We start from the raw sequence: 24,403 nt of genomic DNA, 5'->3' as shown, positions 1-24,403 counted from the left end.
TCATACAGACTTATTATAACATCTTTTTAAAGCCTTTTCATTAAAAGTTTTGACTATTGCTGATAGAGATTAAACGTTGAACATCCCTTTTTAATACCTCCAACTCTGTGGGGTATTCTAGAGCTAGATACTCACAATTAGAGAAACTCTTTAACAAATCAGTCAGATCAATCTCTCCTTCGAAGAGGCTCTTCGAGAGGTGAGGCTTTCCAGCTACCTGTAAAAAATTTTTACAGTGAAGGTAGGTGGTATCACAAGCTAAGCTATTTACCGCTTGGTATAGATCTTGGTTGATAAAGGCCCAATTAGCAGTATCAAAAACAAAACTTATTGGTATTTGTAATTCTTTCACTAGAGTCATAAAATATTGGCAATTCTCCACTGTAGCTGCTTTAGGGTCTTGATTATTTTCCACCTTTATACCAATAGTTTGGCTTTTCAATATCTCTTTAAGAGGTTCTAACTCTTCTTTACTTAAGTTTCTGGTTTGTCCAACATTTAGTTTAATGAAAGGAGCTCCTAACTGTGATGCTTCTTTAAGGCCTTTATTAAGATAAGGATTAACTTTCCCTCCTTTGATAAGGTCTTCATTAGCACTATAGTAAAGATTGATATCATAAAAGTCAGCCTCTGCTTTTAAAGCGGGTAGCTCTCTATCTGGATCTTGAAGCAATTCTTGACGTATCTCAAATCGTGAAAATCCTAAATCCTTTACTAACTTAATGAGCTGAACTTGTGTAAAACCTTTGTCTAACTGTTTTTTGAATACAATACTATTGATAATAATATCTTCTTGTTTCATAACAACTCCTTTGATATCCCTACTTATTCAGATGACCGAGTTCCGACCAAATAGGATCCAGTGTTTCTAATAATTTTTGGTAAGCGTGATATTTTTTTTCGTACCCCTTTACTTCGGATAATTGAGGTTTATAAATAGCTTTTACACGAACCATATCTTGGACTGCTTCCTTTAACGAAATCTTATCTAAAGCATGATGTGCTAAAATAGCTCCTCCTAATCCTCCTAATTCTGTGCCTTCTACTGTTTCAATAGGAAGGTTTAAGATATCAGAAAACATTTGCATCCATGCTGGTGAGTTGGTAGCTCCGCCAGAGAAACGAATTATTTTTGGCACACCGCCCCTACTTTTTATTAAATCAGTGATATGCTGCTTATGTGCAAACGCAATACCTTCATATACCGCACGTATCATCTGAGATTTCGTCGATTTAGTTGTTAGCCCAAAAAAGCAAGCGCTAGCATCTTGTGATGTGTTACTACCGTAAAGAAACGGAAAGAAAATAAGTCCATGATGTGTAGCATCAGTATGAGTGAGAAATTCTTCTAAATTATCATAGATAGAACCTCCACTAGATTTAGCGTTATCAATTTCTTGATGCATGAGCATTTTTAACATAAAATCAAGATTCCCTGCAGAAGTAGGGCTACTTGCCTCTAAGAGATAACGACGATCTGGAAAATAGGAAGTCATAAGACCACTATCTTGCTTTGCTGGTTTTAAACTTGGATAAGTATTAATATTCCAAGTTCCCGAAATAACACTAAAAGTATCTGACTCTAAAACACCTGATCCAAGAGCACAAGCATCGATGTCAAAGAGCCCTCCAACAACGGGGGTCCCTTCTACAAGACCAGTCTCTTTTGCTGCTTGAGAACTAATTCCCCCAGGAACTAAATCTGCACTATCTATAAGTTCAGGAAGTGAGTTTTCTATCTCTCTAATGCCAAAAAAATCTAAAATAGCTGGATCATAAGTTCCTGTTTGGAAATTTATCCAATGATTACCTGAAGCGTCACCATATTCTTGCTGTACTTTTCCTGTAAGCTTATACCGAATAAAGTCCTTTGCAGAAAGGACCGCCCCTATTGATTTATAGGTTTCGGGCTGATAATCTTTAAGCCAACGTAAAATAACTGGACTTTGTGAAGGGAAAATATGTTGCCGAGTCAACTCCCAAATATTATCAAGTTTAGATTCGAAATATTGCGCCAAATCTTTGGCACGATTATCTGTAGACAAAATTCCTTGTTCAAGTGGCTCCAACTTATTATCTAGCAGATAAAGACCTTTCCCATGTCCAATACATGCTACTGCACTAATCTGCTCAGGGCTGAGTTTTGAGATTTGAATAACCTCTCTAATAGCAGAAGTTATAGCATTCCACGTTTTAACAAGGTTTACTTGACGATGACCAGATTGAGCCTCATTTTTTAAAGTTTCAAAACTCGAAACAGCGATTTGGTGTCCTAATTTGTCAAAAATAAGCGCCTTGGTATTTGTACCGCCGTAGTCAATGCTAAGGTAGTAAGTCATAATTTGTCTCCTCATTGTTGATTTAAAAAGGAGGTACAAGAAACTCTTGTACCTTGAAAACTCTTCTAATAGAGATTGAGCTCTTTGGTTGTATCATCTATACCTGCTCTGTTAGCCTTTACATGTTCTTCTTTAAAGTAAACACGCTCAGCATTATTGTACATAACATCTTCTAGTTCCTCTTGACTGAAGATATCAACATTCTCTAGCCAAGTAGCTAATTCTTCGTAAGTATTGAAGGTCGCTGACCATGGAGAATCAGTTCCCCAAATGATACGCTTAGCCCCAAGAACTTCTTTAGCAATACGTACATTTTGTTCTGATTTTGGAAAAGGAAAACTATCTGGGGCATCAATATCTTGAATAGCTGAAATATCAGTATAGATATTGTTGAAGTTTTTCCACATATTAAGTTCAGCACGCAATCGATTTGAATGCTCAACATGTGGAAAAGAGAGGTGACAAACAACAAAATCGAGACTCGTATAAAGGCGAGCTAAATTAGCAATAGCATCAGGTTGGTGACTAATTTGATCCCAATTGCCATAATCAACTGTAACTACAAATCCTGGATAGTCTAACAGATAAGTCAAAATACGACTCACATGTGGGTCTGTATCAAGACGGAAAGGCGTTTTTTGTCCACGGTATCCATGGATACCCCCTCCTTGACTAATTTCAAATTTAATAGCTCGAAAACCAAGGACTTCAACATGACGTTTTACAATTTGCATTGCATTATCTGCAAATGGATCAACAGAGAATGCGCCTGTAAAACGTTCTGGATAACGTTTAATAGCTAAATGCGTATAATAATTTTGATAGCCATTAAGATGACCTTGCAAAATGACTGCTTTATCTACACCATTAGCATCCATATACTTCAAAAAAGCTTCAGCTGTAAATGCTTTGTCACCGTATTCGTCTGGGATGAGCTTAATTAAATCACCATCATCCCAAATAGCATAACCGTTCCCAAGGGCATTAAGGCGTCCTTTACCATTAAATCCTGCAATTGTATCAACAATATGAGCATGTCCATCAATTTTTTTCATGAGTATTCCTCCAACAGATTTTTAATCTTCAGCAATAAAGATTTTTTCACAACTACCTTCATATCCGCTATTCTTATCAGCCATAGTTTTAAGGTATGCGTAAATAGATTCACGACGAGTACGAAGCAAGAACAAGAAAGCAAGATAAATAACAACTGTCACACCAATATAGAGTGGGTTCCCAGATATCCAAGCAAAGAAGACTAGAGCTGTCAAAGGATGAGCTAGGAGATTAAAGCTCATAATCAAAGTTACCCCTGCTGGTAAAGCAGTTCCAAAATGCTTAACAGCTTCTGTGTAGATTGGACCTAGGGCACTAGCAGCATAAAGACCTAGTGAAAACCATATGATTCCATTCAAAATAGCTTTAAGAATATTTCCTTTTGACACAGCTATCATAGCTTCAATCATAAAAGGGATAGCAATAAGGTCAACGACTGGTAAAGCTTCATTTCCAGGTAAAATCAAGGAAATAACAACCATTATTGGTACTAAAATGAGACCTGCGATAATAGTTGCTGGTTCACCAAAACCAACACCGTCATCTACTGCAATAAACCAACGTTTTTTATCCAGTGCTCCTTGCTCAGCTTGACTTTCTTTTTTCTTATTGCGTTCAACTGCTTCAGCAAGAGGAGCAAAAGCACTAGCAAATACCCCCGTAATCAAAGGAAAAATAGTCATAACCGCTGCAAGAGCAACTGCAAAACCAAGTATACCTCCCCAAGTATCAATACTTGCAAGGTTACGTAAACTACCTAATACACCAATAATCACACCAAGTATAAAACCAAGTGTCATTGGCTCACCAAATATCCCTAACTTAGTCTTTAATGATTCTGGGTTCAACTTTACCTTATTGACACTAAGTAGGTTCCAAAGAGGATCAAGAATAAGAGCTGGAATAAGGGTTTCAATATTATGAATCGAGTTGATCGTTGCATTTTTAACACCGTAATACTCCGACCATCGATCTGCCAATACTTCTGACATCACTAATGAATAGAGTAAGACAAAAACCATAAATGCGAAAGACAATATAAAATTACCTGTTGCTGCATAGGCCATTGTACCCCAAATCATATAGCCAAAGTTATTCCAAAGATTAGATGGGACAAATACTCGGGTAATCCCGAGCAAGAAAAGCCCCAATTCAATTAGCAAGCCAAAAACAAAGAAAGAGAGGCCAATCTCAGAAGAAAAGGCGGTGAGAGAACCAGCCTGCCAACCAATATCTACAATTGGTAAATGGAGCCCAGTAGTTTTAACCATCTGCTGGATATACTTAGTCACCATAGGAGCAAAAGCTGATATAATCCAACCAAAGCCTGTGAGTCCAACACCAGCTCGTAAGGCGCTAAAGAAAGCTCGCCTTGGATTGACCTTTAGAAAAAGGCTGACAATAAAAATCATAGCGGGTACAACAGTTGCTGCACCAAAAACTTCAAAGAATTTATGTAAAGCTTCTAGCATAAGTTCACCTTTATTAAATTATTAAGCGCTTACATTTACCCGTAAAAAAATGGGAGGTCCCATTTTTTCAAAAGATGGCTCTGCGCTCACTAGCCAATTATTTATTGACAATATTTTGTGGCTTGCCATCAAAGAAGGCAATGATGTTGTCAGCTGCTTCTTCAGCCAAAGTTCTACGTCCCTCAATAGTACCTGTCCCAGCATGTGGACTCATGATAACATTATCAAGACTTCTCAATCCTTCAGATACCTGCGGTTCATTCTCAAAAACATCTAATCCCGCACCCGCGATTTCACCTTCTTTCAGAGCTTCAATAAGTGCTTCTTCAGAAACGATTGGGCCTCTAGCAGCGTTGATTAAGTAGCTTCGACTTTTCATCTTAGCAAAAACATCTTTATTGAATTTGTGGATTGTTGATGGTAATGCTGGGGCGTGGATGGTTATGACATCAGCTGTTTCAATAAGCTGATCAAATTCGAGATAGGTTACACCAAGCTCTTTTTCCTTATCTTCAGGAAGTCGATAAACATCATTGTAAACAACAGTCATCCCAAATGCTTTAGCAAAATTTGCGACTGTCAAACCGATGCGTCCCATTCCGTAAATACCTAATGTTGAACCTTGCAAAGTCAAACCTTGATAACGTTGTTCGCTCGGATCAATCCACTCTCCACTTCTTACAATACTATCATAAAATGCAAGGCGCTTACTGGCAGCTAAAATTAAAGCAAAAGTCATTTCCGCTGTCGGAACTCGTACTGCTTGAGGGGAATTAGAGACTACAATTCCTTTTTCTTTAGCATACGCAGTATCTACATGATCAAAACCAACCGCATTTAAAGAAATAATTTGTAAGTTTTCACCTGCATCAATCATCTCTTTATCGCCTTTTTGTCCCATGAGTAACCATCCGTCATATTCAGATAAATGCTCTAACACATAGTCACGTGAAAATGGGCGATCTTCTGAATAAGTAACATCAAATCGGTCCATAAGCTTTCTTAGACCTTCTTTAGGCACAATACCCGTTACTAAGATTTTTTTCTTGTCCATATTGTCTCCTTCTTAAATTTATTTTACTAATTGATAAAGAGCAACTTCGCCACGTCCGTTATTGGCTGAGAAAAGATAAGCTTTTCCATCTTTTTCAAAAGCTAAGACATTACTAGAAGCTGCTTTTGCATCTACTAATTCTGAAACCAAGTGCCCATCTACAAAGTGAAAAAGCCTTAATTCTGCTTTTTCTGATCGCCACCCGAATACAAAACAAGTCTGATTAAGTAAACGACCACTCCAAATAGCGTGACCAAATGGGGTTTTTTCTGGATAATGGAATAATTCTCGACCGAAATCTTCAGTGAAGATACGTAAACGATCTCCATGAAAACCTTGGATAATCATATACTCATCCTTGCCATCCTGATTAATATCCACTTTCACCACATCGCTTGTCTCCTCATCGAAAAGCCGTTCTAATTGCCAGTCGCCTGTAGTAGAAAATTCTGGATAAGTGAGTTTGAATACCCCTTCCACTGAAGTAATCAATGAATATCCTTCATCCTGAATGGCATAGTATCCATGATTTTTTAATAAAGTTTGAGGCAATTGTTGCAATCCTTCCAATGTATGGTTTTGAGTATTAAAACGAGCAACAAAAATTCGGCCTTTATCACTCCAATCCTCAGTGTAGGCTTTACTGTTAGCAATTGTACAACCTATAAAGTAAAGTTGATTTTCTTTACCTTTAATGAGATCAAAGCGATGTAAATACGGAAAATCAAATGCGTTACAAATGTCCCAATGATCTCCTTGAAAACTTGCATAAACAACCTGACAATCTTTGGCCTTAAACCCTGGGTAAAATTTCTGGGTTGCCAAAAAATCCATGGTTCCGGGAATTGGAATAATACTCATGGTACCTCCCACATCTTCCCAAACAACAATTTTTGCTAAATCGCTATTCAAATCATAAGCAAAGCAGGCTTGATCAACCTCTGAAGCTACTAATAAAAAATCATAGTCTTGATTTTGCAAACGACAAACTGAATAACAAGCTTCAAGTCTGTCTGACAATAATTTATTAATCTTCATTCTATCCTCCTTTGGTGAAGATAAAACTTGAGTTAACCGTTTAACTAATGGTGCAAAAAAATAAAAACATTTGAGTTAAGAGAGTTAGAGATGGTTCGTTAAAAGCTTACCTATTCTTAAGTTAAACGGTTAACTCATTTATAATTCTATTATACTATCATTTTTTATAAAAGCAAGCGTTTACATAGTGTTTTTTGCTTTTTTATAAAAAAATGCTTGCTCTCGCAAACATTTTTAAAAAGATTGACGAATAACGATTTGATTTTTTACTTCTAGTAACCTTGCAGTAGTTGGCTCGTTTCCTTGACTAATTTTTTCAATTAAACATTGGGCAGCCAGGCAACCAATGCCATATGAATCCTGTTTTATACAGGAAACGTTTGGTGTAAGTACCTGCATCCATTCTAAATCTTCATAACTCCCAAGACCATAATCTTCAGGGTAGCTGACCGTTGATTGATTTAATTTTTTCATAAAATTCAAAAGAGTTGGACCGTTCATCATTAAGAACCCTGGTTTTTGCTCTGAATGTTCAATAATATCAAGAATTCTCTGTGTACTACCATCTTCAGTGATAATAATCAACTTATCAGGATTTGAACTGACCACTTCTTTAAAACCTTCGTAACGAAGCTCACGGGTTGAAATTCCTTCAATGGGATAAGTGACAAAATAGATGTCATGATACCCAGTTTCTTGCATTTTTTCAAGAAATATTTGAGTCGATTCTTTATTGTCGGATACTACAGTATCTACCTTAATATCTTTAGCTTGTCTATCAACCATGACAAGACGATCATTACTCAAAGTTTCTATAAATGAATGATTAGGATCTACAGAATCTAAAATAATTCCTGAAACGTTTTGCTGATTTAAACGGTTTAAATTTTCCAACTCAATGTCAATATCATTATCCGAGTTAGTAAAGTTAACCGAGTAACCAAATTGTTGACAAGTATCATGTATTCCCTTCATCACAGACGAAATAAAGGGATTAGTAATATCAGCAATAACGACCCCAATAGTACGGGTATTTTTTGTAACTAAACTTTGAGCAATCTTACTTGGTTGATAACCAGTCTCCTTAATAGCTAAACGTATTTTTTCTTTCGTTTGCAGAGACATTTTCTTATAGTTCCCATTGAGATAATAGGAAACTGTAGCTTTTGACACACCTACTAAATTTGCAATATCACTAATGGTTACCTTCTCAAACATCTCTATTTCCTTATTCTAATTAGACTTAATTTACCCGTATTATATCATTTAATAAGAAAAATGAAAATAAGTGTTCTTATTGGAGAAGATTATAAAAAAAGACAAACCCATTATCAAAGTTTGTCTTGCACTAGTATAATTAAGAGTTTGCTTTATCGTAACACTACTTCTTCTTGAAACTATCCCAATCTTTTAAGAAAGTTTCAATCCCTTTATCAGTAAGCGGGTGAGTAAATAGTGATGCAAATGTTTTATCTGGAATAGTGGCAATGTGCGCACCGCATTTAGCGACGCCCTCCACATGCGCCAATCCTCGAATGCTAGCAGCAATAATCTCAGATTGGAAACCATAAAAATCAATAATGTGACGAAGGTCACGAATCAAAGCATAAGCATCTGTTCCAATATCTTCAAGACGACCCACAAAAGGACTAATAAAGGTTGCACCAGCTTTCATTGCCGAAAGACCTTGAGCCACAGTAAATATTAATGTCACATTTGTCTTTATACCTTCTTTTGATAATTGTGAAACTGCTGCTAAACCTTCTTCAGTCATTGGAATTTTAACAACAACATTTGGTGACCACTTAGCGATTTCTCTAGCTTCGGTAACCATTTCATCACAAGTTAAACCTGTCACTTCTGCACTAACTGGACCATCAACGATTTGGCAAATTTCGTTAATAACTTCTTTAAAGTCACGCCCCTCACGTGAAATAATAGTCGGATTGGTAGTAACACCATCAACGATTCCTAAACGATTAAGACGACGAATTTCAGAAACATCGGCAGTATCTAAAAAGTATTTCATATTATTCTCCTTAATGTTCTTGTCCTTTTTGACCATAATAAGCATTTGGTCCATGCTTACGTAAATAGTGTTTATCCATAATATATTTTGGAGCTGGTTCAACACGTGGATTAATTTGTTCAGTGAAACGATTCATCTTGGCAACTTCTTCAAGAACGACTGAGTGATAAACTGCTTGTGCTGGATCTTTCCCCCAAGTAAATGGTCCATGATTACGTACAATAATACCAGGAACAGCCATTGGATCTAAATTCCGACGTTCAAATTCCTCTATAATAACACTACCTGTTTCTTTTTCATAAGCAGTGTTAACTTCATCTTCACTAAGTGACCTAGCACATGGTACTGGCCCATAAAAATAATCTGCATGTGTTGTTCCATAAAATGGAATATCGCGACCCGCTTGTGCCCAGCCAACTGCTTCTGTTGAATGAGTATGAACAATACCACCGACTTCTGGCCATGCTTTATAAAGTTGAACATGAGTTGGAAGATCAGATGATGGATTCAAATCCCCCTCCACTATATTTCCCTCTAAGTCTGTGACAACCATATTTTCAGGTGTCAATTGGTCATAGTCAACTCCTGAAGGTTTGATAACAATCAATCCTGCTTCGCGGTCAACTTCAGAAACGTTACCCCAAGTAAATTTAACTAAACCATGAACTGGTAGTGATTTATTAGCTTCACACACACGTTCACGCATTTCTTGCAATGATTTTGCCATATTATTTCACTCCTGCTTTCTCCATTAATGGGTAAAGAAAATCTTGCGCCTCTTTAATGGCTGCACGTGTTTCCTCTACAGTCTCACAGTTCTCCGACCACATTTCAATCAAGAATGGACCATTATAATTTGTTTTCTTAATGACAGCAAACATTTCTTCCCAATCAACACACCCTTGACCAAATGGAACATCACGGAATTGACCTTTAGATGTTTCGGTAACAGCATAGGTATCTTTAATATGAAGCGCTGCAATTGAGCGATGTCCATTATAAAATTCACTCCAAAGATCATTATGCCATGCTGATACATTTCCAGTATCTGGGTAGACAAAGAGATAAGGAGAATCAATCTCTTTTTCCACAGCCAAATATTTTTCAATGGAATTCATAAATGGGTCATCCATAATCTCAATAGACAGAATAACTTGTGCTTCTTCGGCCCAAGTACAAGCTTGACGAAGATTCTTAATAAAGCGTGCACGTGTCTCTGGAGATTTTTCTTCATAGTACACATCATATCCTGCTAATTGAATATTACGAATCCCAATATCTTGAGCAAAGACGATACATTTTTTCATCATATCCATCGCACGCGCTTCTTTCTCAGGATCATTAGATCCCATTGGGAAACGACGATGACCACTAAATGTAATTGTTGGAACACGAACTCCGGTCTCAAAAATAGCTTTGACCAACTCAAGTCGTTCTTCTTTTGACCACTCCAAACGTGCCAAACGTTCATCTGACTCATCAATGGATAATTCTACAAAATCAAATCCCAATTCTTTAGCAAATTGTAGGCGTTCTAACCAGTTAAAATGTTTTGGTGTTGCCTTCTCGTAAATTCCTATTGGACGTGTCATACATTACCCCCAAATACGTTTAATTTCATCCTTAAATGCACGTGCTGCTGCGGCTGGATCATCTGCCTCTGTAATACCACGACCCGCAATAAAAGTAAAAACATCAACACCTTCAAATAATTGAAGAGTATCAGTTGATAAACCACCAGTTACAGAAACTCGGAAGCCCATATCAATCAATTTTTTAACCTTATTAAGATCTTTTTCTCCCCATGTTTCGCCAGCAAGAAGCGCATCACGAGATTGGTGATAAATGGCTTGTGAAATACCTGCATCCAACCATTGTTGCGCTTGCTCATAAGTCCAATCACCATATAGTTCGATTTGAATTTCTCCACGATCGCCGCGTTCTTCTTTGATAGCTTTTAAGGCTGCTTCCATTGTTGGAATAGTAGCACAACAGATACAAGTCATCCAGTCTGCACCGCGAACAGCATTATTTTTAGCAACAGTCCCACCAGCATCAGCACATTTTGTATCAGCAACAATTATTTTGTCAGGGAAGAGACTGCGAAGGACCTCAACTAATTCACTACCTACTTGAAGAAGGCAAACAGTTCCAGCTTCAATAACATCAACTTCATGTCCTACTGATACGGCAGCTTTGATAGCTCCTTGTAAATCTGAGTGGTCAAGTGCAACTTGTAAATTTGGTAAACGTTTTGTCATGTTGTTTATTCTAAGGACCTGATAAAAATACTCATTTTATTTGTGGCAAAGAGTTTCTTATCACAGAGATTTTTTATAGGTCCTATCCTTTCTATTAATATCAGTTTATTGATTAGCTTTCTAAATCTAAACCTTCTAAATATGGGCTGTTTTTTGATTCCTCTACCATTGCAAGGACTTCTTTTGCTTCTTGGCATTCCGTCAAGCGCTGAATTGAATTTTCCAATTCAAAAAGGGCAATAATTTGAGGGATAGCAACAGAAGTATGAATAGCTGAACTTGTTGCAGCAAGTGCTAACAATACTGAGACTTCTTTGCCATCTGGAAAGACTACTGACTCTGTTAATGTAATTAATGAAAATGCATCACGTTTTACGCCTGCTTCTGGACGAGCATGAGGCATCGCCATACCCGGCATAAGAATGTAGTACGGACCAAATTCCTCTGTAGATTCAATAATGGCATCGTAATATTCTGCATCAACAGCACCACTTTCAATCAATGGATCAATTGATAATTTGATTGCTTCTTTCCAATCGCTTGCAGATAATTTAAGACGAATTGAGTCATTTTCGATAAAGGCTTGTTTTAAATTCATGATTTCTCCTTAAAAGTCTAAAGATATGGGAGAGAAACTTTTGTCTCACTCCCTTTGTCTATTAACTTACAAAATTTCTTGTAGTTTTGTTTTTATTTCATTGTCATCCATAAGGTTATCAAGACCTACTAAATGACCTTTTGTACGTCCGTCTAATTCATGGATAAGGTGGTTTGAAGCAACCACGATATCGTAGTTCGCAGCTAAACCTTTTGCTTCTCCGACTGAGCAAGATGCTGACTCAAAGTTGCTAACGCCTAATTGACGAAGCGCATTTTCAACTTTCATTTTGATAACCATTGATGATCCCATGCCGTTTCCGCATGCTGTAAGAACTTTAACCATTTTTATTTCCTCCGTTATAAATTTCTATTATTCTGCAGGCGCATCACCACGATAGTATGCTTCTTTATCTTTAGATTTCATAAATTGAAGTTGTGGAATAGCTAAGAAGAAGAGACATACAATCACGTAACCAGCGATACCTAAATACTTGAAGATGTAACCAAATGCTAACCATGGGAATTCAAAGTCAATATTTCCATGATAACCACCTGCAAGTCCTAAAAGACCTACAGCAACAGCACCAAGTGCCACCTGAATAATACCTGAGATAAATGATAGAGCTACTGCTGCTTTCCAGCCACCACGTTTATCTGCATAAACAGCGATTGCCGCATTATCAAAGAATACTGGAACGAATCCTGTGATAATCAAGATTGGATTTTTGAAGACAACAAGTAGAGCGATTGTAATTAATTGACCAATCAAACCAAAAGCAAATCCTGAAAGAACTGCATTTGAAGAACCAAAACCATATGAAGCTGCAACGTCAACCGCTGGGAATGATCCTGGAAGAAGTTTGTTTGAGATGCCTTGGAAGGCATTTGTCAATTCTGTAACGAACATGCGTACACCTTGCATCAAAATGAAAAGGTAAACTGAGAATGTCAATGATGTTTGAAGGATGTACATGAAGAAAGCTTGCTTAGTTGGTACAAATGCCCCAGGTCCAATTAATTTAACATTAGACATAATGTCTGGACCAAGGACAGCTAAGATTCCTCCAAAGAAAACTAGCATCAATGTTGCTGATGCAACAACTGTATCATGGAAAATATTTAAGAATGTTGGTAATTTTAAGTTATCAAGGTTTTCTTCTTTTTTACCGAAGAATGGCGCAACCTTATCAACAAACCAAATTGCAAATTGTTGTTGGTGTCCAATGGCAAATCCACCACCACCTGTAAGGCGTTGAGTTGCTTCAACGGTCATATTAGAACTTACCGCCCAATATAGACCACAAATGATACCAACAGCCCATGCACCAAAACCATTACGAAGTTGTGGAATCAAGAGCAGTACAAATACTGAAATTGTTGCAGCTTGTTGTACCATGATATGACCAGTAATAAAAAGAGTACGGACTTTAGTTACTTTACGAAGAGCAACCAAGAGAATGTTAATCCCAAAACCAATCAAGAGTGCTGTTGTTGCAACACTGATAAAGCCCATTGTTTCTAACTTAGCATTTGCTGATGCTAAACCAAAGTAAGGGTCAATAACAGCAGCTTCTAAATTAAATTTTTTAGCAAGAGCAACTAAGATTGGACGGAATGTATTAACCAATCCTCCTGCACCTACGTTCAAAATCAAATATCCAACGGTCGCTTTGATAAAACCAGCAAAGACATCATGAAGTGGTTTCTTCAATAAAAGATACCCAATGAGTACCAATAGACCTACGAAGAAGGCTGGATTCTGCAAGATATTTTGCGAGAACCAATTAAGGGGAGCTAGGAAGTTTTCCATAACTAAAGACCTCTCTTTATTTAAGTAATGTTTTTTTGTATCTTTATTATATTTTTTGTAAGCGTTTTAAAAAAGACCAAGAAGTACACACTTAAGTGTGCAAAATTGTGCTGAACCTAATTTACAAAAAAATCATGTATCCTAAGATACATGATTTTTTATATTTTTTAATGTAGACTCCTAATGATTTCTACACGCGTCACAAGACCATCGTGCATACTATCAACACGCAATGCAACGTTATTAATATAGACTACTGAACCAATAGCAACGTCCTTTTCCTCATCATTTAAATGACGAACAAGTAAGTCTCCTAAAGTTTCATTGGGTTGACAAGGTAGTTGAATCCTAGCTAAAATATTAGCTTTTTTGACTTTGTTATTAGCACGTAAAACAATGTTGCTTGACCCATCAAAATGGGTGAAAAGATATTTACGAACAGCAAACAAAATAGCAACTGAAGCAATCCCCATAAGGTAATCTGAAACACTACCATGTTCAATTACAAGTTGACGAGCTAAGGCAAACAATAACACTTCAATTAAAGTATCTGGGGAAGGTTTTGAAAACATTTTGATCAACTCAATCCCGACTGCTATTGTCATGGCGCGAGCAAGGAAAGTCTGGAACAACTTATCAACATTTTGATCAACAGACAACATGCTAAACAAATCATGAAAGAGTGCTAAACTAAAGAAAATAATAGCTGTTGCCAGAATAACTGACAAAGCAATCTCTAAATAATAAGCCACCTCTACAATAACATCTTGGAAAAATTTACGCATACAATCTCCTCTTTTATAAACTAATAACATTATAACATTTCGTCGTTAAAGTTACTAATTCAATGAAACAATAGTGACCACCCCTTCATAAACCTTTTAATCAGTACTAACGAATGTTTGATTATACATTATGATATAATAAGCTTATTGGTAAATAAGTAGGAGGAAATGAAATATTGATTAATAAACGGTTAAGAACAATCTTCTTACTACATTATCTGTTAGCGCTACTACTTCTTATAGACATTATCCTTACGATTGATTTTATAATTCACACGTCAACAATTCCCAAAAATAGTCTATCATATATAGGTTTGGGTCAAGGATTTGGTTGGTCTATGATTCTTATTAATTTGATAGCTCTACCTATTTGTTTCCTAGCAGAATTGTTAGCTGGTCTACTATTAAAATTAGAAATGCATAAGCAACATGGCTACTATCCTCTGGAACGCTTATTGATGACTGGTAGTATTCTAACAGTTGTATCGCTAGTATTATTACATACTTTGATTCACAGTATCAATGCACTTCTTTTTTTATCATTTACAGTAGTTTTATTGATTTCTGGGAAGTTCTTAAGTCTTATTAGTATCTATCTATTAAAAGGAAAAAGTAAACATCAAAAAGTCTGACTGTACAGTCAGACTTTTAATATTAAATATTTGACCAAACAGACTCAAGAATGTTTGTTTGTTCACGACCAGGCCCTACTGAGAAAGTAGAAATACGAACACCAACCAATTCGCCAACACGGCGAACGTAATTACGTGCATTTTCTGGAAGACCATCTAAGCTACGGCAAGCTGTAATATCTTCAGACCAGCCCGGTAATTCTTCATAGATTGGTTTACAACGTTTTAGCTGTTCAAGGCTTGCTGGGTAATAGTCAATACGTTTCCCATCAAGGTCATAAGCCACACAAATTTTTACCGTATCAAGCCCTGAAAGAACATCAATTGAATTCAGAGAGAGGTTAGTAATACCTGATACTCGACGGCTGTGACGCATAACAACAGAATCAAACCATCCAACGCGACGAGGACGACCAGTCGTTGTACCATACTCTTTACCAATCTCACGAATACGGTCACCAACCTCATCAAAAAGTTCTGTTGGGAATGGTCCATCGCCAACACGGCTAGTGTAAGCTTTACATACACCTACCACTTTATTAATTTTACTTGGTCCAACTCCCGAACCAATTGTGACACCACCTGCTACTGGATTGGAAGATGTTACAAATGGGTATGTTCCTTGATCAATGTCGAGCATAACTCCTTGTGCTCCTTCAAAAAGAACACGTTTACCGGCATCAAGAGCATCATTTAAGATAACGGATGTATCAGTCACATATTGCTTAATTTGTTGACCATATTCATAATATTCTTCGAAAATATCATCAAATTCAAGAGGTGTACTGTCATACATTTTTTCAAATAAACGATTTTTCTCAGCTAAATTAATTTTCAAACGCTCAGCAAAAACTTCTCTATCAAGAAGGTCAGCAATACGGATACCGACACGCGCAGCCTTGTCCATGTAAGCTGGCCCAATTCCTTTGATGGTTGTTCCAATTTTATTATCACCTTTAGCATCTTCTTGTAGTTGGTCAAGCTTGATGTGGTATGGCAAGATAACATGCGCACGATCTGAAATACGAAGGTTATCCGTTGTTACACCTTCTCCGTGAAGATAAGCTAACTCTTTAACTAATGATTTCGGATTAACGACAACACCATTACCAATGACAGAAATTTTTTCTTTGAAGAAAATTCCTGAAGGAATTAAATGAAGTTTAAATTTTTTGTTATCAATAACGATAGTATGCCCAGCGTTATCACCACCTTGATAACGTGCAATTACTTCTGCGTCAGCAGATAAAAAATCTGTAATTTTACCTTTACCTTCGTCACCCCATTGGGTACCTACTACAACAACTGAAGTCATATTTATTTAACACTGAGTGAGCCTTTTTAGGACTACCCAATCCTTTCTGGAAAAACATGGCAGGAATTTCACCTGCGAGTTTGTCTGACACCTTATTATAGCAAAAAATGTTTTTTTTTGCCAAATTCCTCAAATATTATCGGAAAAAAGGAAAAAAATAATTATTAGAAGTGTAAAAAAACGGTAAAAAACTAACATTATAGTTGATAAAGAAATCTTGAAATTTACTGATACCAGCATTCTTAACAATAAAAAAATTCAACGATCTTTTTATTAGAGTCGTTGAATTTTAAATTATCAAGAACAGTTATCACAAGTCAGATATCATATCTATATTAATGATATTTACTATTAGCTTTTCATGAAGTAACTAGTTATCTCTAGCCTGTAGCTCTTCTTTTGTAACTAATTTATAATCTTTAAAAACAATGCCTCCAAAATAGCCTGCTAGTAAAGATAGGATAATACAACCTAGAGCGGTTATTAGTACTTTTATCATTGGGTTATAGGCAAACATGACAGCAAATCCTGCAATTGGTGTCGCTGTTCCAGGAGTATCATTAACTAATTTCATCAAGGCAATTAAAATACCACAAGCTGCACCACCAACAAAATTAGTGACATAGATTGGAATAGGGTTAGCTGAAGTCACGTCAGCTTGAGTTAGAGGCTCAACAGCAAAAGCTATATTATCTTTACGACTTCCAAGTTTTAATTTATGGAAAAGTACACCATTCATAAATGACGAACCAAAGACAGACAAGGCTCCTATAGCCATAGGCATTCCGGTTAATCCTAGCATAGCTGTCAATGCCATAGAAGAAAGTGGTGCTGTCGCCACTACTACAATTGTCCCGCCAAGTATAATCCCCATTAAAATAGGGTTGCTATGAGCACCTGATGTTAAGATATCTCCAATGGTGAGCAAAGTGCTATTAATAAGCGGCGTCAACAGTTTGGCCACAAGACGTGTTAATGGTGCACCAATAATAATAATTGAAATAAGATCTAAACCACCAGGAATATTTCTTTCCATCCACTTAACAAGAAATCCCACTAAATATCCTGCAAGGAAACCAGGAATAATACCTGTTCCAGAAACAGATAAACCAATTAAAACTGCGTATCCTGGGGTTACACCAATAGCAATAGTAACCAATATAGCTGCAGCTACACCAGAAAGTGAACCATTAGCACCACCCACTTCACTTAAAAATTGAAATCCCAAAACTTTACCAAAGAAAGAATCTTGAAAAGCTTCTACAAGGAAGGATGCACAAGCCGCAGATGCCAATGCTCCCATTGCTTTTGTTCCGTAGGGTGCTTTATAATTAAATAAAGTGAAAATCGCTAATACAAGTATTAAAAGACTGGTCCCAATAATGATATTCATAAATATACTCCCGCTAAAAATAGTTAAGTTTTTTATTCTCAGTGTCTGTGTACTACTGCTTCAATTTCAATAAAGGCGCCTTTAGGTAATACTGAAACTTAATTGTACTACGAACTGGATAAGGTGCAATAAAGAAGTCCGACATAATTATTAGGCTTATCTCATGGATTACTCCTTAGTTGCTAATATAATCACATTTTACCTGAAAGCATAACCATAGTCAATAATAATTTTTAATTTTCTTAACTTTTTTTTATTACGATAATTTTTTATTATATTAGACTTCCTGCGAAACAAAATATGGTACAATAGTTCTATGAATTATGAAGCAAGCAAACAATTAACTGATGTACGATTTAAGCGCCTTGTTGGTGTTCAGCGCACTACTTTTGAAGAGATGTTAGCTGTGTTAAAAACAGCTTATCAACGTAAACACGCAAAAGGTGGCCGAACCCCTAAGTTAAGCTTAGAAGATCTCCTCATGGCTACTCTTCAATACATGCGAGAATACCGCACTTATGAACAAATTGCGGCTGATTTTGGCATTCACGAAAGCAACTTAATCCGTCGAAGTCAATGGGTTGAATCAACTCTTATTCAAAGTGGTTTACGATTTCAAAAACTCATCTTAGTGCTGAGGATACGGTGATTGTGGATGCAACAGAGGTAAAATCAATCGTCCTAAAAAATCAACTAGCGAATTATTCTGGTAAAAGAAATGTCATGCTATGAAGGCTCAGGCGATTGTCACAAGCCAAGGGAGAATTGTTTCTTTGGATATTGCAGTGAACTATTGCCACGATATGAAGTTGTTCAAATGAGTCGCAGAAACATCGGACAAGCTGCTAAAATCTTGGCAGACAGTGGTTATCAAGGGATCATGAAGATGTATTCACAAGCGCAAACTCCGAGGAAATCAAGCAAACTTAAGCCACTAACTCTTGAAGATAAAACCTATAACCATACGCTATCCAAAGAGAGAATCAAGGTTGAGAATATTTTTGCCAAAGTAAAAACGTTTAAAATATTTTCAACAACCTATCGAAATCGACGCAAACGGTTTGGATTACGAATGAATTTGATTGCTGGAATGATCAACCGTGAACTAGGATTTTAGTTTCGCAGGAAGTCTATTAATCTTTTAAAATAGTCTGATATTGTCTTTTAACCATAAATATATTACTATAATAGTAAGATTAGCATAGAGGAACTACGATATGGATAAAGAAAAATTAGACTATTGGAAGACGATAATAACGTTTCTCCATAATGTTTTAGGTGATAATTACGAAATTGTTTTGCATGTAGTAGATGAAAATGATATCTATATTGGTGAGTTGGTTAATAGTCACATTAGTGGACGAACCATAAGTTCACCTCTAACGACTTTCGCCCTTGATTTAATCAAGAATAAAGTTTATAAGGAAAAAGATTTTGTTACTAACTATAAGGCGATTGTCAGCCCTCTCAATAAAGAAGTTCGTGGATCTACTTTCTTCATCAAGAATGCTCAAAATGAACTTGAAGGGATGTTATGTATCAACCTTGATATTTCTGCATACCAAAATATTGCTTTGGATATTCTGGACTTAGTTAATTTAAATGTTAACAAAATACTACCTAAGTCCCCTCAAAAAATTTCTCTCCCTCAACAGGAGGAACCTGTAGAAGTTCTATCAGGCAATATTCAGGATATTATTAGTGAGATTGTTGATCCTAGTCTTTTAAATCAGAATATTCATTTAAGTCAAGAAGTTAAGGTAGAAATTGTTTCTAAACTTCACGAAAAAGGTGTATTCCAATTAAAAGGTGCCGTTTCAAAGGTCGCTGAAGTTCTCAACATCTCCGAACCAAGCGTCTATCGTTATCTTAAAAAAATTGAAACTCATTAACTCTAAAACTCTTTTTAACTTATAGATTAATAAGATTGGACTCAAAAGTTCAATCTTTTATTTTTTATGACACCGGTATAAGATTATTTTAGTTTTCTGTGCCGTAAAACTTAGTTTTTATTATTTTTTTGATAAACTAGTATCATCTGTTACTAGGAGGAATGTTGTCGTGATTATCGATCAACTGTTACAAAGAAGCCACTCTCATCTACCGATTCTACAAGCTACATTTGGCTTAGAGAGAGAAAGCCTTCGCATTCACCAACCCACTCAAAGGGTTGCTCAAACACCCCATCCCAAAACATTAGGGAGTCGTAACTATCATCCTTATATCCAAACGGATTATAGTGAACCTCAATTAGAACTCATTACACCTATTGCAAAGGATAGCCAAGAAGCCATTCGATTTTTGAAAGCTATAAGTGATGTTGCTGGACGCTCTATCAACCACGATGAATACTTATGGCCGCTTTCTATGCCACCCAAAGTGAGGGAAGAAGACATACAGATTGCCCAATTAGAGGATGCTTTTGAATATGATTATCGCAAATATTTGGAGAAAACTTATGGAAAACTAATACAATCCATCTCTGGAATTCACTATAATCTCGGTTTAGGTCAAGAGTTATTAACTTCTCTCTTTGAATTGAGTCAAGCAGACAATGCTATTGATTTTCAGAACCAGCTTTACATGAAATTGTCTCAAAATTTTTTACGTTACCGTTGGTTACTAACTTATCTATATGGAGCGAGCCCGGTAGCTGAAGAAGACTTTTTAAATCAGAAACTGAATAACCCTGTTCGGTCACTTAGAAATAGTCACTTAGGTTATGTGAATCATAAAGATATTCGTATTTCTTATACTAGCTTGAAGGATTATGTCAACGATCTAGAAAATGCTGTAAAAAGTGGGCAATTGATTGCTGAGAAAGAATTTTATTCACCTGTTCGTCTCCGTGGTAGTAAGGCCTGTCGTAATTATTTAGAAAAAGGAATTACATATTTAGAATTTCGCACTTTTGATCTCAACCCATTTAGTCCAATCGGTATAACGCAGGAAACTGTTGATACTGTTCACCTTTTCTTATTGGCGCTTTTGTGGATAGATTCTAGTAGTCATATTGACCAAGATATCAAGGAAGCCAATAGATTAAATGACCTTATAGCACTCAGTCATCCATTAGAAAAATTACCTAATCAAGCACCAGTTTCTGACTTAGTGGATGCTATGCAATCTGTTATCCAACATTTTAACTTACCACCTCACTATCAAGACCTATTGGAATCTGTAAAAAGGCAAATTCAGTCACCTGAATTAACGGTAGCTGGTCAACTTTTAGAAATGATTGAAGGACTTTCCTTAGAAACATTTGGACAAAGACAAGGACAAATTTATCACGATTATGCTTGGGAAGCTCCCTACGCCTTAAAGGGATATGAAACGATGGAACTTTCTACCCAATTGCTACTATTTGACGTTATCCAAAAAGGAGTCAACTTCGAAGTGCTGGATGAACAAGATCAATTCCTAAAATTATGGCACAATAGTCATATTGAGTACGTTAAAAATGGTAATATGACCTCAAAAGATAACTATATTGTACCGCTCGCTATGGCTAACAAAGTTGTTACAAAAAAAATCCTAGATGAAAAGCATTTCCCAACTCCTTTTGGAGATGAATTTACTGACCGTAAAGAGGCACTTAACTATTTTTCACAAATCCAAGATAAACCAATCGTCGTTAAGCCAAAATCAACAAACTTTGGTTTAGGCATTTCTATTTTTAAAACATCAGCTAACTTAGCTTCTTATGAAAAAGCAATTGACATCGCTTTTGCCGAAGATAGTGCTATTCTTGTGGAAGAATATATTGAGGGTACCGAATACCGTTTCTTCGTCCTTGAGGGGGACTGTATTGCTGTATTGCTTAGGGTAGCAGCTAATGTCGTTGGAGATGGTATTCATACTATTAGTCAGCTAGTTAAACTTAAAAACCAAAACCCTCTCAGAGGCTATGATCATCGCTCTCCTCTAGAGGTTATTGAGCTCGGAGAAGTAGAACAGTTAATGTTGGAACAACAAGGATACACTGTTAACAGTATCCCTCCAGAAGGAACAAAAATAGAACTTCGCCGTAATTCTAATATTTCCACTGGCGGTGACTCTATAGATGTAACAAATACAATGGATCCTACATATAAACAACTAGCAGCTGAGATGGCAGAGGCTATGGGGGCTTGGGTTTGTGGAGTTGATTTAATTATTCCTAATGCCACTCAAGCATACTCAAAAGATAAGAAAAATGCTACTTGCATTGAACTAAACTTTAACCCATTGATGTATATGCACACCTACTGTCAAGAGGGGCCTGGTCAATCTATTACACCTCGAATTTTGGCTAAACTGTTCCCAGAATTATAACTAAAAAGAGTTCCTTAGGCTAAGCTTAAGGAATTTTTGGTTAAAATAAAGTTATCCCTTGTCATCACTAGTTCATTTAAGATAAAATATTAACAACTACAGAAAGTTAGGTTAAATATTATTATGGTTAAAAAACGCTATTCCAAAAATTCTCATAATCTAATAACATTACTTGGTATTGTTGTTCTTGCTTCCCTGATTTCAGACTTTTGGAGTGAGGTGATTGCTACTCTGTTAATTATTGGTGGTGGTTATTGTGCCTATTACGTTTATGATAAAAAGCGTCTTAAACGTTTTACATCAAACCAACGTATTGAAGCTTTAAAATCCAATATTAAAGAGACTGACCAAGACATTAGACACTTGGAAATTTTAAAAAAAGACAATCTTTCTAAGGAATATATAAAATTAGCAAATCAAATATTACCTCAATTGGACCTAATTCGTAATGAAGCAAACCAACTACAAAAAGCCATTGAGCCTAATATCTATAAACGTATCACCAAAAAAGCAAATACATTTAGTAATGAGATTAACGAACAACTAATAAAGCTACATGCCTCTCCAGAACTAGAACCTATTTCTGATCAGGAAGATGAAATGATACGCATTGCTCCGGAATTAAAACCGTTCTATCACAATATTCAAGATGACCACTATGCTATCTTAAAAAAGATTGAAAAGGCAGATAACAAAGCTGAATTAGCAGCAATTCATCAAGCCAATATGAAACGTTTTACAGATGTTCTGGCTGGCTACATCAGAATCAAACAATCTCCTAAAAATTTTAACAATGCTAAGGAACGCCTAGAACAAGCATTACAAGCAATTAAAAAATTTAATTTAGATTTAGATGAAACGCTGCGCCAATTGAATGAAAGTGATATGAAAGATTTTGACGTTAGCCTAAGAATGATGCAAGACGAAAGGAACAATAAATGAGCGATACCTTTAATTTTGATATTGACCAAATTGCAGACAATGCTATCACTAAAACAGATAAAACAACAGAAATTATTTCCAACCAGACAACAAGCCAAACTGGGCAAATTGCCTTTTTTGAAAAACTAACACCAGCACAAAAGTCTGCTATCTCTGAAAAAACACCAGCTTTGGTAGATACTTTTGTCGGTGACCAAAATGCGCTCCTTGATTTTGGACAATCCGCAGTAGAAGGCGTTAATACCACTGTTAATCATATCTTGTCTGAGCAGAAAAAAATTCAAATTCCTCAAGTTGATGATTTACTAAAAAATGCTAATCGCGAACTAAATGGATTTATTGCCAAATATAAAGATGCTACTCCGGCAGAATTAGAGAAAAAACCAAACTTGATTCAAAAATTATTCAAACAAAGCAAGACCTCGCTACAGGAATTTTATTTTGACTCACAAAACATCGAGCAAAAAATGGATATGATGGCAGCGAATGTTGTCAAACAAGAAGATACTTTGGCAAGAAATATCGTCTCTGCTGAAATGCTCATTGAAGATAATACTAAATCTATTGAAAATTTGGTTGGAGTTATTGCTTTTATTGAATCGAGTCAAGCCGAGGCTGCCAATCGTGCAAGCCACTTACAACAAGAAATTCTAGCATTAGATAGCCAAACGTCCGAGTATCAAATTAAAAGTAACCAATTAGCTCGAATGACTGAAGTTATCAATACCTTCGAACAGCAACATACTGAATATGTCAGCCGTCTCTACGTTGCATGGGCAACAACACCACAGATGCGAAACTTGGTCAAAGTATCGTCAGATATGCGTCAAAAACTTGGCATGTTACGTCGAAATACCATTCCAACAATGAAACTCTCAATCGCTCAGTTAGGCATGATGCAACAATCTGTCAAATCCGGTGTCACTGCTGATGCTATTGTCAACGCTAATAATGCAGCATTGCAGATGCTGGCTGAAACTAGTAAAGAAGCGATTCCGATGTTAGAGAAGACCGCACAAAGCCCCACTGTTTCTATTAAATCTGTCACTGCATTAGCTGAAAGCTTAGTGGCTCAAAATAATGGTATTATCGCTGCCATAGACAAAGGACGTAAAGAACGTGCCCAATTAGAATCTGCTGTTATTAAATCGGCTGAAACAATCAATGATTCTGTCAAAATTCGTGATAAAAAAATAGTTGAAGCCTTACTCAACGAAGGTAAATCTACCCAAGAAAAAGTTGATGAGTCTTAACTTACTATCATATCCACTAAATAAAAACGATACTGTAAAACACCGTATCGTTTTTATATCATTAATTTATACCGTTTTCATCTATATTTTCCTGACTATCTCCAATGCAA

Annotated in this window: 22 protein-coding genes and 1 pseudogene; 6 read left to right on the top strand and 17 right to left on the bottom strand. The window is 36.3% G+C overall.

Annotation, left to right across the window (positions count from 1 at the left end):
• Positions 1 to 40 precede the first annotated feature (40 nt).
• The 15 genes from EGX70_RS09675 to EGX70_RS09605 all read right to left on the bottom strand — a co-directional run bounded on the left by EGX70_RS09675 (position 41) and on the right by EGX70_RS09605 (position 14,444).
• Positions 41 to 802: a sugar phosphate isomerase/epimerase gene (locus tag EGX70_RS09675; protein WP_000806824.1), complete on the bottom strand. Its 762-nt coding sequence runs from the start codon at positions 800 to 802 to the stop codon at positions 41 to 43.
• A gap of 19 nt (positions 803 to 821) precedes the next feature.
• Positions 822 to 2,339: an FGGY-family carbohydrate kinase gene (locus EGX70_RS09670; protein WP_000222909.1), complete on the bottom strand. Its 1,518-nt coding sequence runs from the start codon at positions 2,337 to 2,339 to the stop codon at positions 822 to 824.
• A 65-nt stretch (positions 2,340 to 2,404) separates the two neighbouring features.
• The gene (locus EGX70_RS09665; RefSeq protein ID WP_000717730.1) at positions 2,405 to 3,394 is read right to left on the bottom strand and encodes an amidohydrolase family protein; all 990 of its coding nucleotides are present in this window, start codon (positions 3,392 to 3,394) and stop codon (positions 2,405 to 2,407) included.
• 21 nt (positions 3,395 to 3,415) lie between these two features.
• On the bottom strand, positions 3,416 to 4,867 hold the full coding sequence (locus EGX70_RS09660) for a PTS galactitol transporter subunit IIC (RefSeq protein WP_000888347.1): 1,452 nt from the start codon (positions 4,865 to 4,867) through the stop codon (positions 3,416 to 3,418).
• A gap of 97 nt (positions 4,868 to 4,964) precedes the next feature.
• Positions 4,965 to 5,921, bottom strand: coding sequence for an NAD(P)-dependent oxidoreductase (locus EGX70_RS09655; protein WP_000358401.1), 957 nt, complete (start codon positions 5,919 to 5,921; stop codon positions 4,965 to 4,967).
• Between the two features lie 18 nt (positions 5,922 to 5,939).
• Complete coding sequence (locus EGX70_RS09650) at positions 5,940 to 6,959, bottom strand: hypothetical protein (protein ID WP_000700537.1); 1,020 nt, start codon at positions 6,957 to 6,959, stop codon at positions 5,940 to 5,942.
• A 234-nt stretch (positions 6,960 to 7,193) separates the two neighbouring features.
• A complete protein-coding gene (locus tag EGX70_RS09645; protein ID WP_000462143.1) occupies positions 7,194 to 8,177 on the bottom strand; it encodes a LacI family DNA-binding transcriptional regulator in 984 nt (327 codons plus the stop codon).
• A 163-nt stretch (positions 8,178 to 8,340) separates the two neighbouring features.
• Positions 8,341 to 8,988, bottom strand: a complete 648-nt coding sequence (gene fsa / locus EGX70_RS09640; RefSeq protein ID WP_000873297.1) for a fructose-6-phosphate aldolase — start codon at positions 8,986 to 8,988, stop codon at positions 8,341 to 8,343.
• A gap of 10 nt (positions 8,989 to 8,998) precedes the next feature.
• On the bottom strand, positions 8,999 to 9,715 hold the full coding sequence (locus tag EGX70_RS09635) for an L-ribulose-5-phosphate 4-epimerase (protein WP_001129979.1): 717 nt from the start codon (positions 9,713 to 9,715) through the stop codon (positions 8,999 to 9,001).
• A 1-nt stretch (position 9,716) separates the two neighbouring features.
• The gene (locus tag EGX70_RS09630) at positions 9,717 to 10,580 is read right to left on the bottom strand and encodes an L-ribulose-5-phosphate 3-epimerase (protein WP_000197816.1); all 864 of its coding nucleotides are present in this window, start codon (positions 10,578 to 10,580) and stop codon (positions 9,717 to 9,719) included.
• A gap of 3 nt (positions 10,581 to 10,583) precedes the next feature.
• Complete coding sequence (locus EGX70_RS09625) at positions 10,584 to 11,249, bottom strand: 3-keto-L-gulonate-6-phosphate decarboxylase UlaD (protein ID WP_000166859.1); 666 nt, start codon at positions 11,247 to 11,249, stop codon at positions 10,584 to 10,586.
• A gap of 112 nt (positions 11,250 to 11,361) precedes the next feature.
• Positions 11,362 to 11,847: a PTS sugar transporter subunit IIA gene (locus EGX70_RS09620; RefSeq protein WP_001049922.1), complete on the bottom strand. Its 486-nt coding sequence runs from the start codon at positions 11,845 to 11,847 to the stop codon at positions 11,362 to 11,364.
• Between the two features lie 66 nt (positions 11,848 to 11,913).
• Entirely contained in the window at positions 11,914 to 12,192 is a 279-nt protein-coding gene (locus EGX70_RS09615; protein ID WP_000241475.1) for a PTS sugar transporter subunit IIB, read from the bottom strand.
• A 27-nt stretch (positions 12,193 to 12,219) separates the two neighbouring features.
• Positions 12,220 to 13,659, bottom strand: a complete 1,440-nt coding sequence (locus EGX70_RS09610) for a PTS sugar transporter subunit IIC (RefSeq protein WP_000427087.1) — start codon at positions 13,657 to 13,659, stop codon at positions 12,220 to 12,222.
• A 167-nt stretch (positions 13,660 to 13,826) separates the two neighbouring features.
• The gene (locus tag EGX70_RS09605) at positions 13,827 to 14,444 is read right to left on the bottom strand and encodes a membrane protein (protein WP_001224527.1); all 618 of its coding nucleotides are present in this window, start codon (positions 14,442 to 14,444) and stop codon (positions 13,827 to 13,829) included.
• A gap of 338 nt (positions 14,445 to 14,782) precedes the next feature.
• Here EGX70_RS09605 and EGX70_RS11085 point away from each other — a divergent pair, with 338 nt between their 5' ends.
• Positions 14,783 to 15,076 carry a hypothetical protein gene (locus EGX70_RS11085; RefSeq protein WP_172581986.1) on the top strand — a complete coding sequence of 98 codons (294 nt, stop codon included), beginning with the start codon at positions 14,783 to 14,785 and terminating at the stop codon, positions 15,074 to 15,076.
• Between the two features lie 22 nt (positions 15,077 to 15,098).
• Here the strand turns inward: EGX70_RS11085 and EGX70_RS09595 are convergent, their stop codons facing one another.
• Both EGX70_RS09595 and EGX70_RS09590 read right to left on the bottom strand, forming a co-directional pair.
• A complete protein-coding gene (locus EGX70_RS09595; protein ID WP_000205039.1) occupies positions 15,099 to 16,391 on the bottom strand; it encodes an adenylosuccinate synthase in 1,293 nt (430 codons plus the stop codon).
• Between the two features lie 370 nt (positions 16,392 to 16,761).
• Complete coding sequence (locus EGX70_RS09590; protein WP_001021303.1) at positions 16,762 to 17,784, bottom strand: PTS fructose transporter subunit IIC; 1,023 nt, start codon at positions 17,782 to 17,784, stop codon at positions 16,762 to 16,764.
• A gap of 316 nt (positions 17,785 to 18,100) precedes the next feature.
• On the opposite strand from EGX70_RS09590, the pseudogene EGX70_RS09585 reads away from it, so the two are divergent.
• The 5 genes and pseudogenes from EGX70_RS09585 to EGX70_RS09565 all read left to right on the top strand — a co-directional run bounded on the left by EGX70_RS09585 (position 18,101) and on the right by EGX70_RS09565 (position 24,293).
• A pseudogene (locus tag EGX70_RS09585) lies at positions 18,101 to 18,901 on the top strand (IS5 family transposase).
• 100 nt (positions 18,902 to 19,001) lie between these two features.
• The gene (locus EGX70_RS09580; RefSeq protein ID WP_000356661.1) at positions 19,002 to 19,676 is read left to right on the top strand and encodes a transcriptional regulator; all 675 of its coding nucleotides are present in this window, start codon (positions 19,002 to 19,004) and stop codon (positions 19,674 to 19,676) included.
• A 169-nt stretch (positions 19,677 to 19,845) separates the two neighbouring features.
• Positions 19,846 to 22,098, top strand: a complete 2,253-nt coding sequence (gene gshAB, locus EGX70_RS09575) for a bifunctional glutamate--cysteine ligase GshA/glutathione synthetase GshB (RefSeq protein WP_000582660.1) — start codon at positions 19,846 to 19,848, stop codon at positions 22,096 to 22,098.
• A 123-nt stretch (positions 22,099 to 22,221) separates the two neighbouring features.
• Complete coding sequence (locus EGX70_RS09570) at positions 22,222 to 23,040, top strand: hypothetical protein (RefSeq protein WP_000239574.1); 819 nt, start codon at positions 22,222 to 22,224, stop codon at positions 23,038 to 23,040.
• Entirely contained in the window at positions 23,037 to 24,293 is a 1,257-nt protein-coding gene (locus EGX70_RS09565; protein ID WP_001285392.1) for a toxic anion resistance protein, read from the top strand. Before EGX70_RS09570 ends, EGX70_RS09565 begins: the two co-directional genes overlap by 4 nt.
• Positions 24,294 to 24,403 lie beyond the last annotated feature (110 nt).

Origin of the sequence: Streptococcus sp. FDAARGOS_522, assembly GCF_003812445.1 — a bacterium.
Classification (GTDB): domain Bacteria; phylum Bacillota; class Bacilli; order Lactobacillales; family Streptococcaceae; genus Streptococcus; species Streptococcus agalactiae.
The sequence above is the reverse complement of the archived record's forward strand: the minus strand, read 5'-3'. Positions and strand labels throughout refer to the sequence as shown.

What these genes read in the sequence shown, in the direction of transcription:
- EGX70_RS09645 (WP_000462143.1), bottom strand. Translation starts at nt 8,177, where the DNA reads ATGTTTGAGAAGGTAACCATTAGTGATATTGCAAATTTAGTAGGTGTG.
- EGX70_RS09570 (WP_000239574.1), top strand. Translation starts at nt 22,222, where the DNA reads ATGGTTAAAAAACGCTATTCCAAAAATTCTCATAATCTAATAACATTA.
- EGX70_RS09655 (WP_000358401.1), bottom strand. Translation starts at nt 5,921, where the DNA reads ATGGACAAGAAAAAAATCTTAGTAACGGGTATTGTGCCTAAAGAAGGT.
- EGX70_RS09630 (WP_000197816.1), bottom strand. Translation starts at nt 10,580, where the DNA reads ATGACACGTCCAATAGGAATTTACGAGAAGGCAACACCAAAACATTTT.
- EGX70_RS09665 (WP_000717730.1), bottom strand. Translation starts at nt 3,394, where the DNA reads ATGAAAAAAATTGATGGACATGCTCATATTGTTGATACAATTGCAGGA.
- EGX70_RS09675 (WP_000806824.1), bottom strand. Translation starts at nt 802, where the DNA reads ATGAAACAAGAAGATATTATTATCAATAGTATTGTATTCAAAAAACAG.
- EGX70_RS09610 (WP_000427087.1), bottom strand. Translation starts at nt 13,659, where the DNA reads ATGGAAAACTTCCTAGCTCCCCTTAATTGGTTCTCGCAAAATATCTTG.
- EGX70_RS09595 (WP_000205039.1), bottom strand. Translation starts at nt 16,391, where the DNA reads ATGACTTCAGTTGTTGTAGTAGGTACCCAATGGGGTGACGAAGGTAAA.
- EGX70_RS09670 (WP_000222909.1), bottom strand. Translation starts at nt 2,339, where the DNA reads ATGACTTACTACCTTAGCATTGACTACGGCGGTACAAATACCAAGGCG.
- EGX70_RS09615 (WP_000241475.1), bottom strand. Translation starts at nt 12,192, where the DNA reads ATGGTTAAAGTTCTTACAGCATGCGGAAACGGCATGGGATCATCAATG.
- EGX70_RS09625 (WP_000166859.1), bottom strand. Translation starts at nt 11,249, where the DNA reads ATGACAAAACGTTTACCAAATTTACAAGTTGCACTTGACCACTCAGAT.
- EGX70_RS09565 (WP_001285392.1), top strand. Translation starts at nt 23,037, where the DNA reads ATGAGCGATACCTTTAATTTTGATATTGACCAAATTGCAGACAATGCT.
- EGX70_RS09635 (WP_001129979.1), bottom strand. Translation starts at nt 9,715, where the DNA reads ATGGCAAAATCATTGCAAGAAATGCGTGAACGTGTGTGTGAAGCTAAT.
- EGX70_RS09590 (WP_001021303.1), bottom strand. Translation starts at nt 17,784, where the DNA reads ATGAATATCATTATTGGGACCAGTCTTTTAATACTTGTATTAGCGATT.
- EGX70_RS09660 (WP_000888347.1), bottom strand. Translation starts at nt 4,867, where the DNA reads ATGCTAGAAGCTTTACATAAATTCTTTGAAGTTTTTGGTGCAGCAACT.
- EGX70_RS09580 (WP_000356661.1), top strand. Translation starts at nt 19,002, where the DNA reads ATGGATAAAGAAAAATTAGACTATTGGAAGACGATAATAACGTTTCTC.
- fsa (WP_000873297.1), bottom strand. Translation starts at nt 8,988, where the DNA reads ATGAAATACTTTTTAGATACTGCCGATGTTTCTGAAATTCGTCGTCTT.
- EGX70_RS09620 (WP_001049922.1), bottom strand. Translation starts at nt 11,847, where the DNA reads ATGAATTTAAAACAAGCCTTTATCGAAAATGACTCAATTCGTCTTAAA.
- EGX70_RS11085 (WP_172581986.1), top strand. Translation starts at nt 14,783, where the DNA reads ATGATTCTTATTAATTTGATAGCTCTACCTATTTGTTTCCTAGCAGAA.
- EGX70_RS09650 (WP_000700537.1), bottom strand. Translation starts at nt 6,959, where the DNA reads ATGAAGATTAATAAATTATTGTCAGACAGACTTGAAGCTTGTTATTCA.
- EGX70_RS09605 (WP_001224527.1), bottom strand. Translation starts at nt 14,444, where the DNA reads ATGCGTAAATTTTTCCAAGATGTTATTGTAGAGGTGGCTTATTATTTA.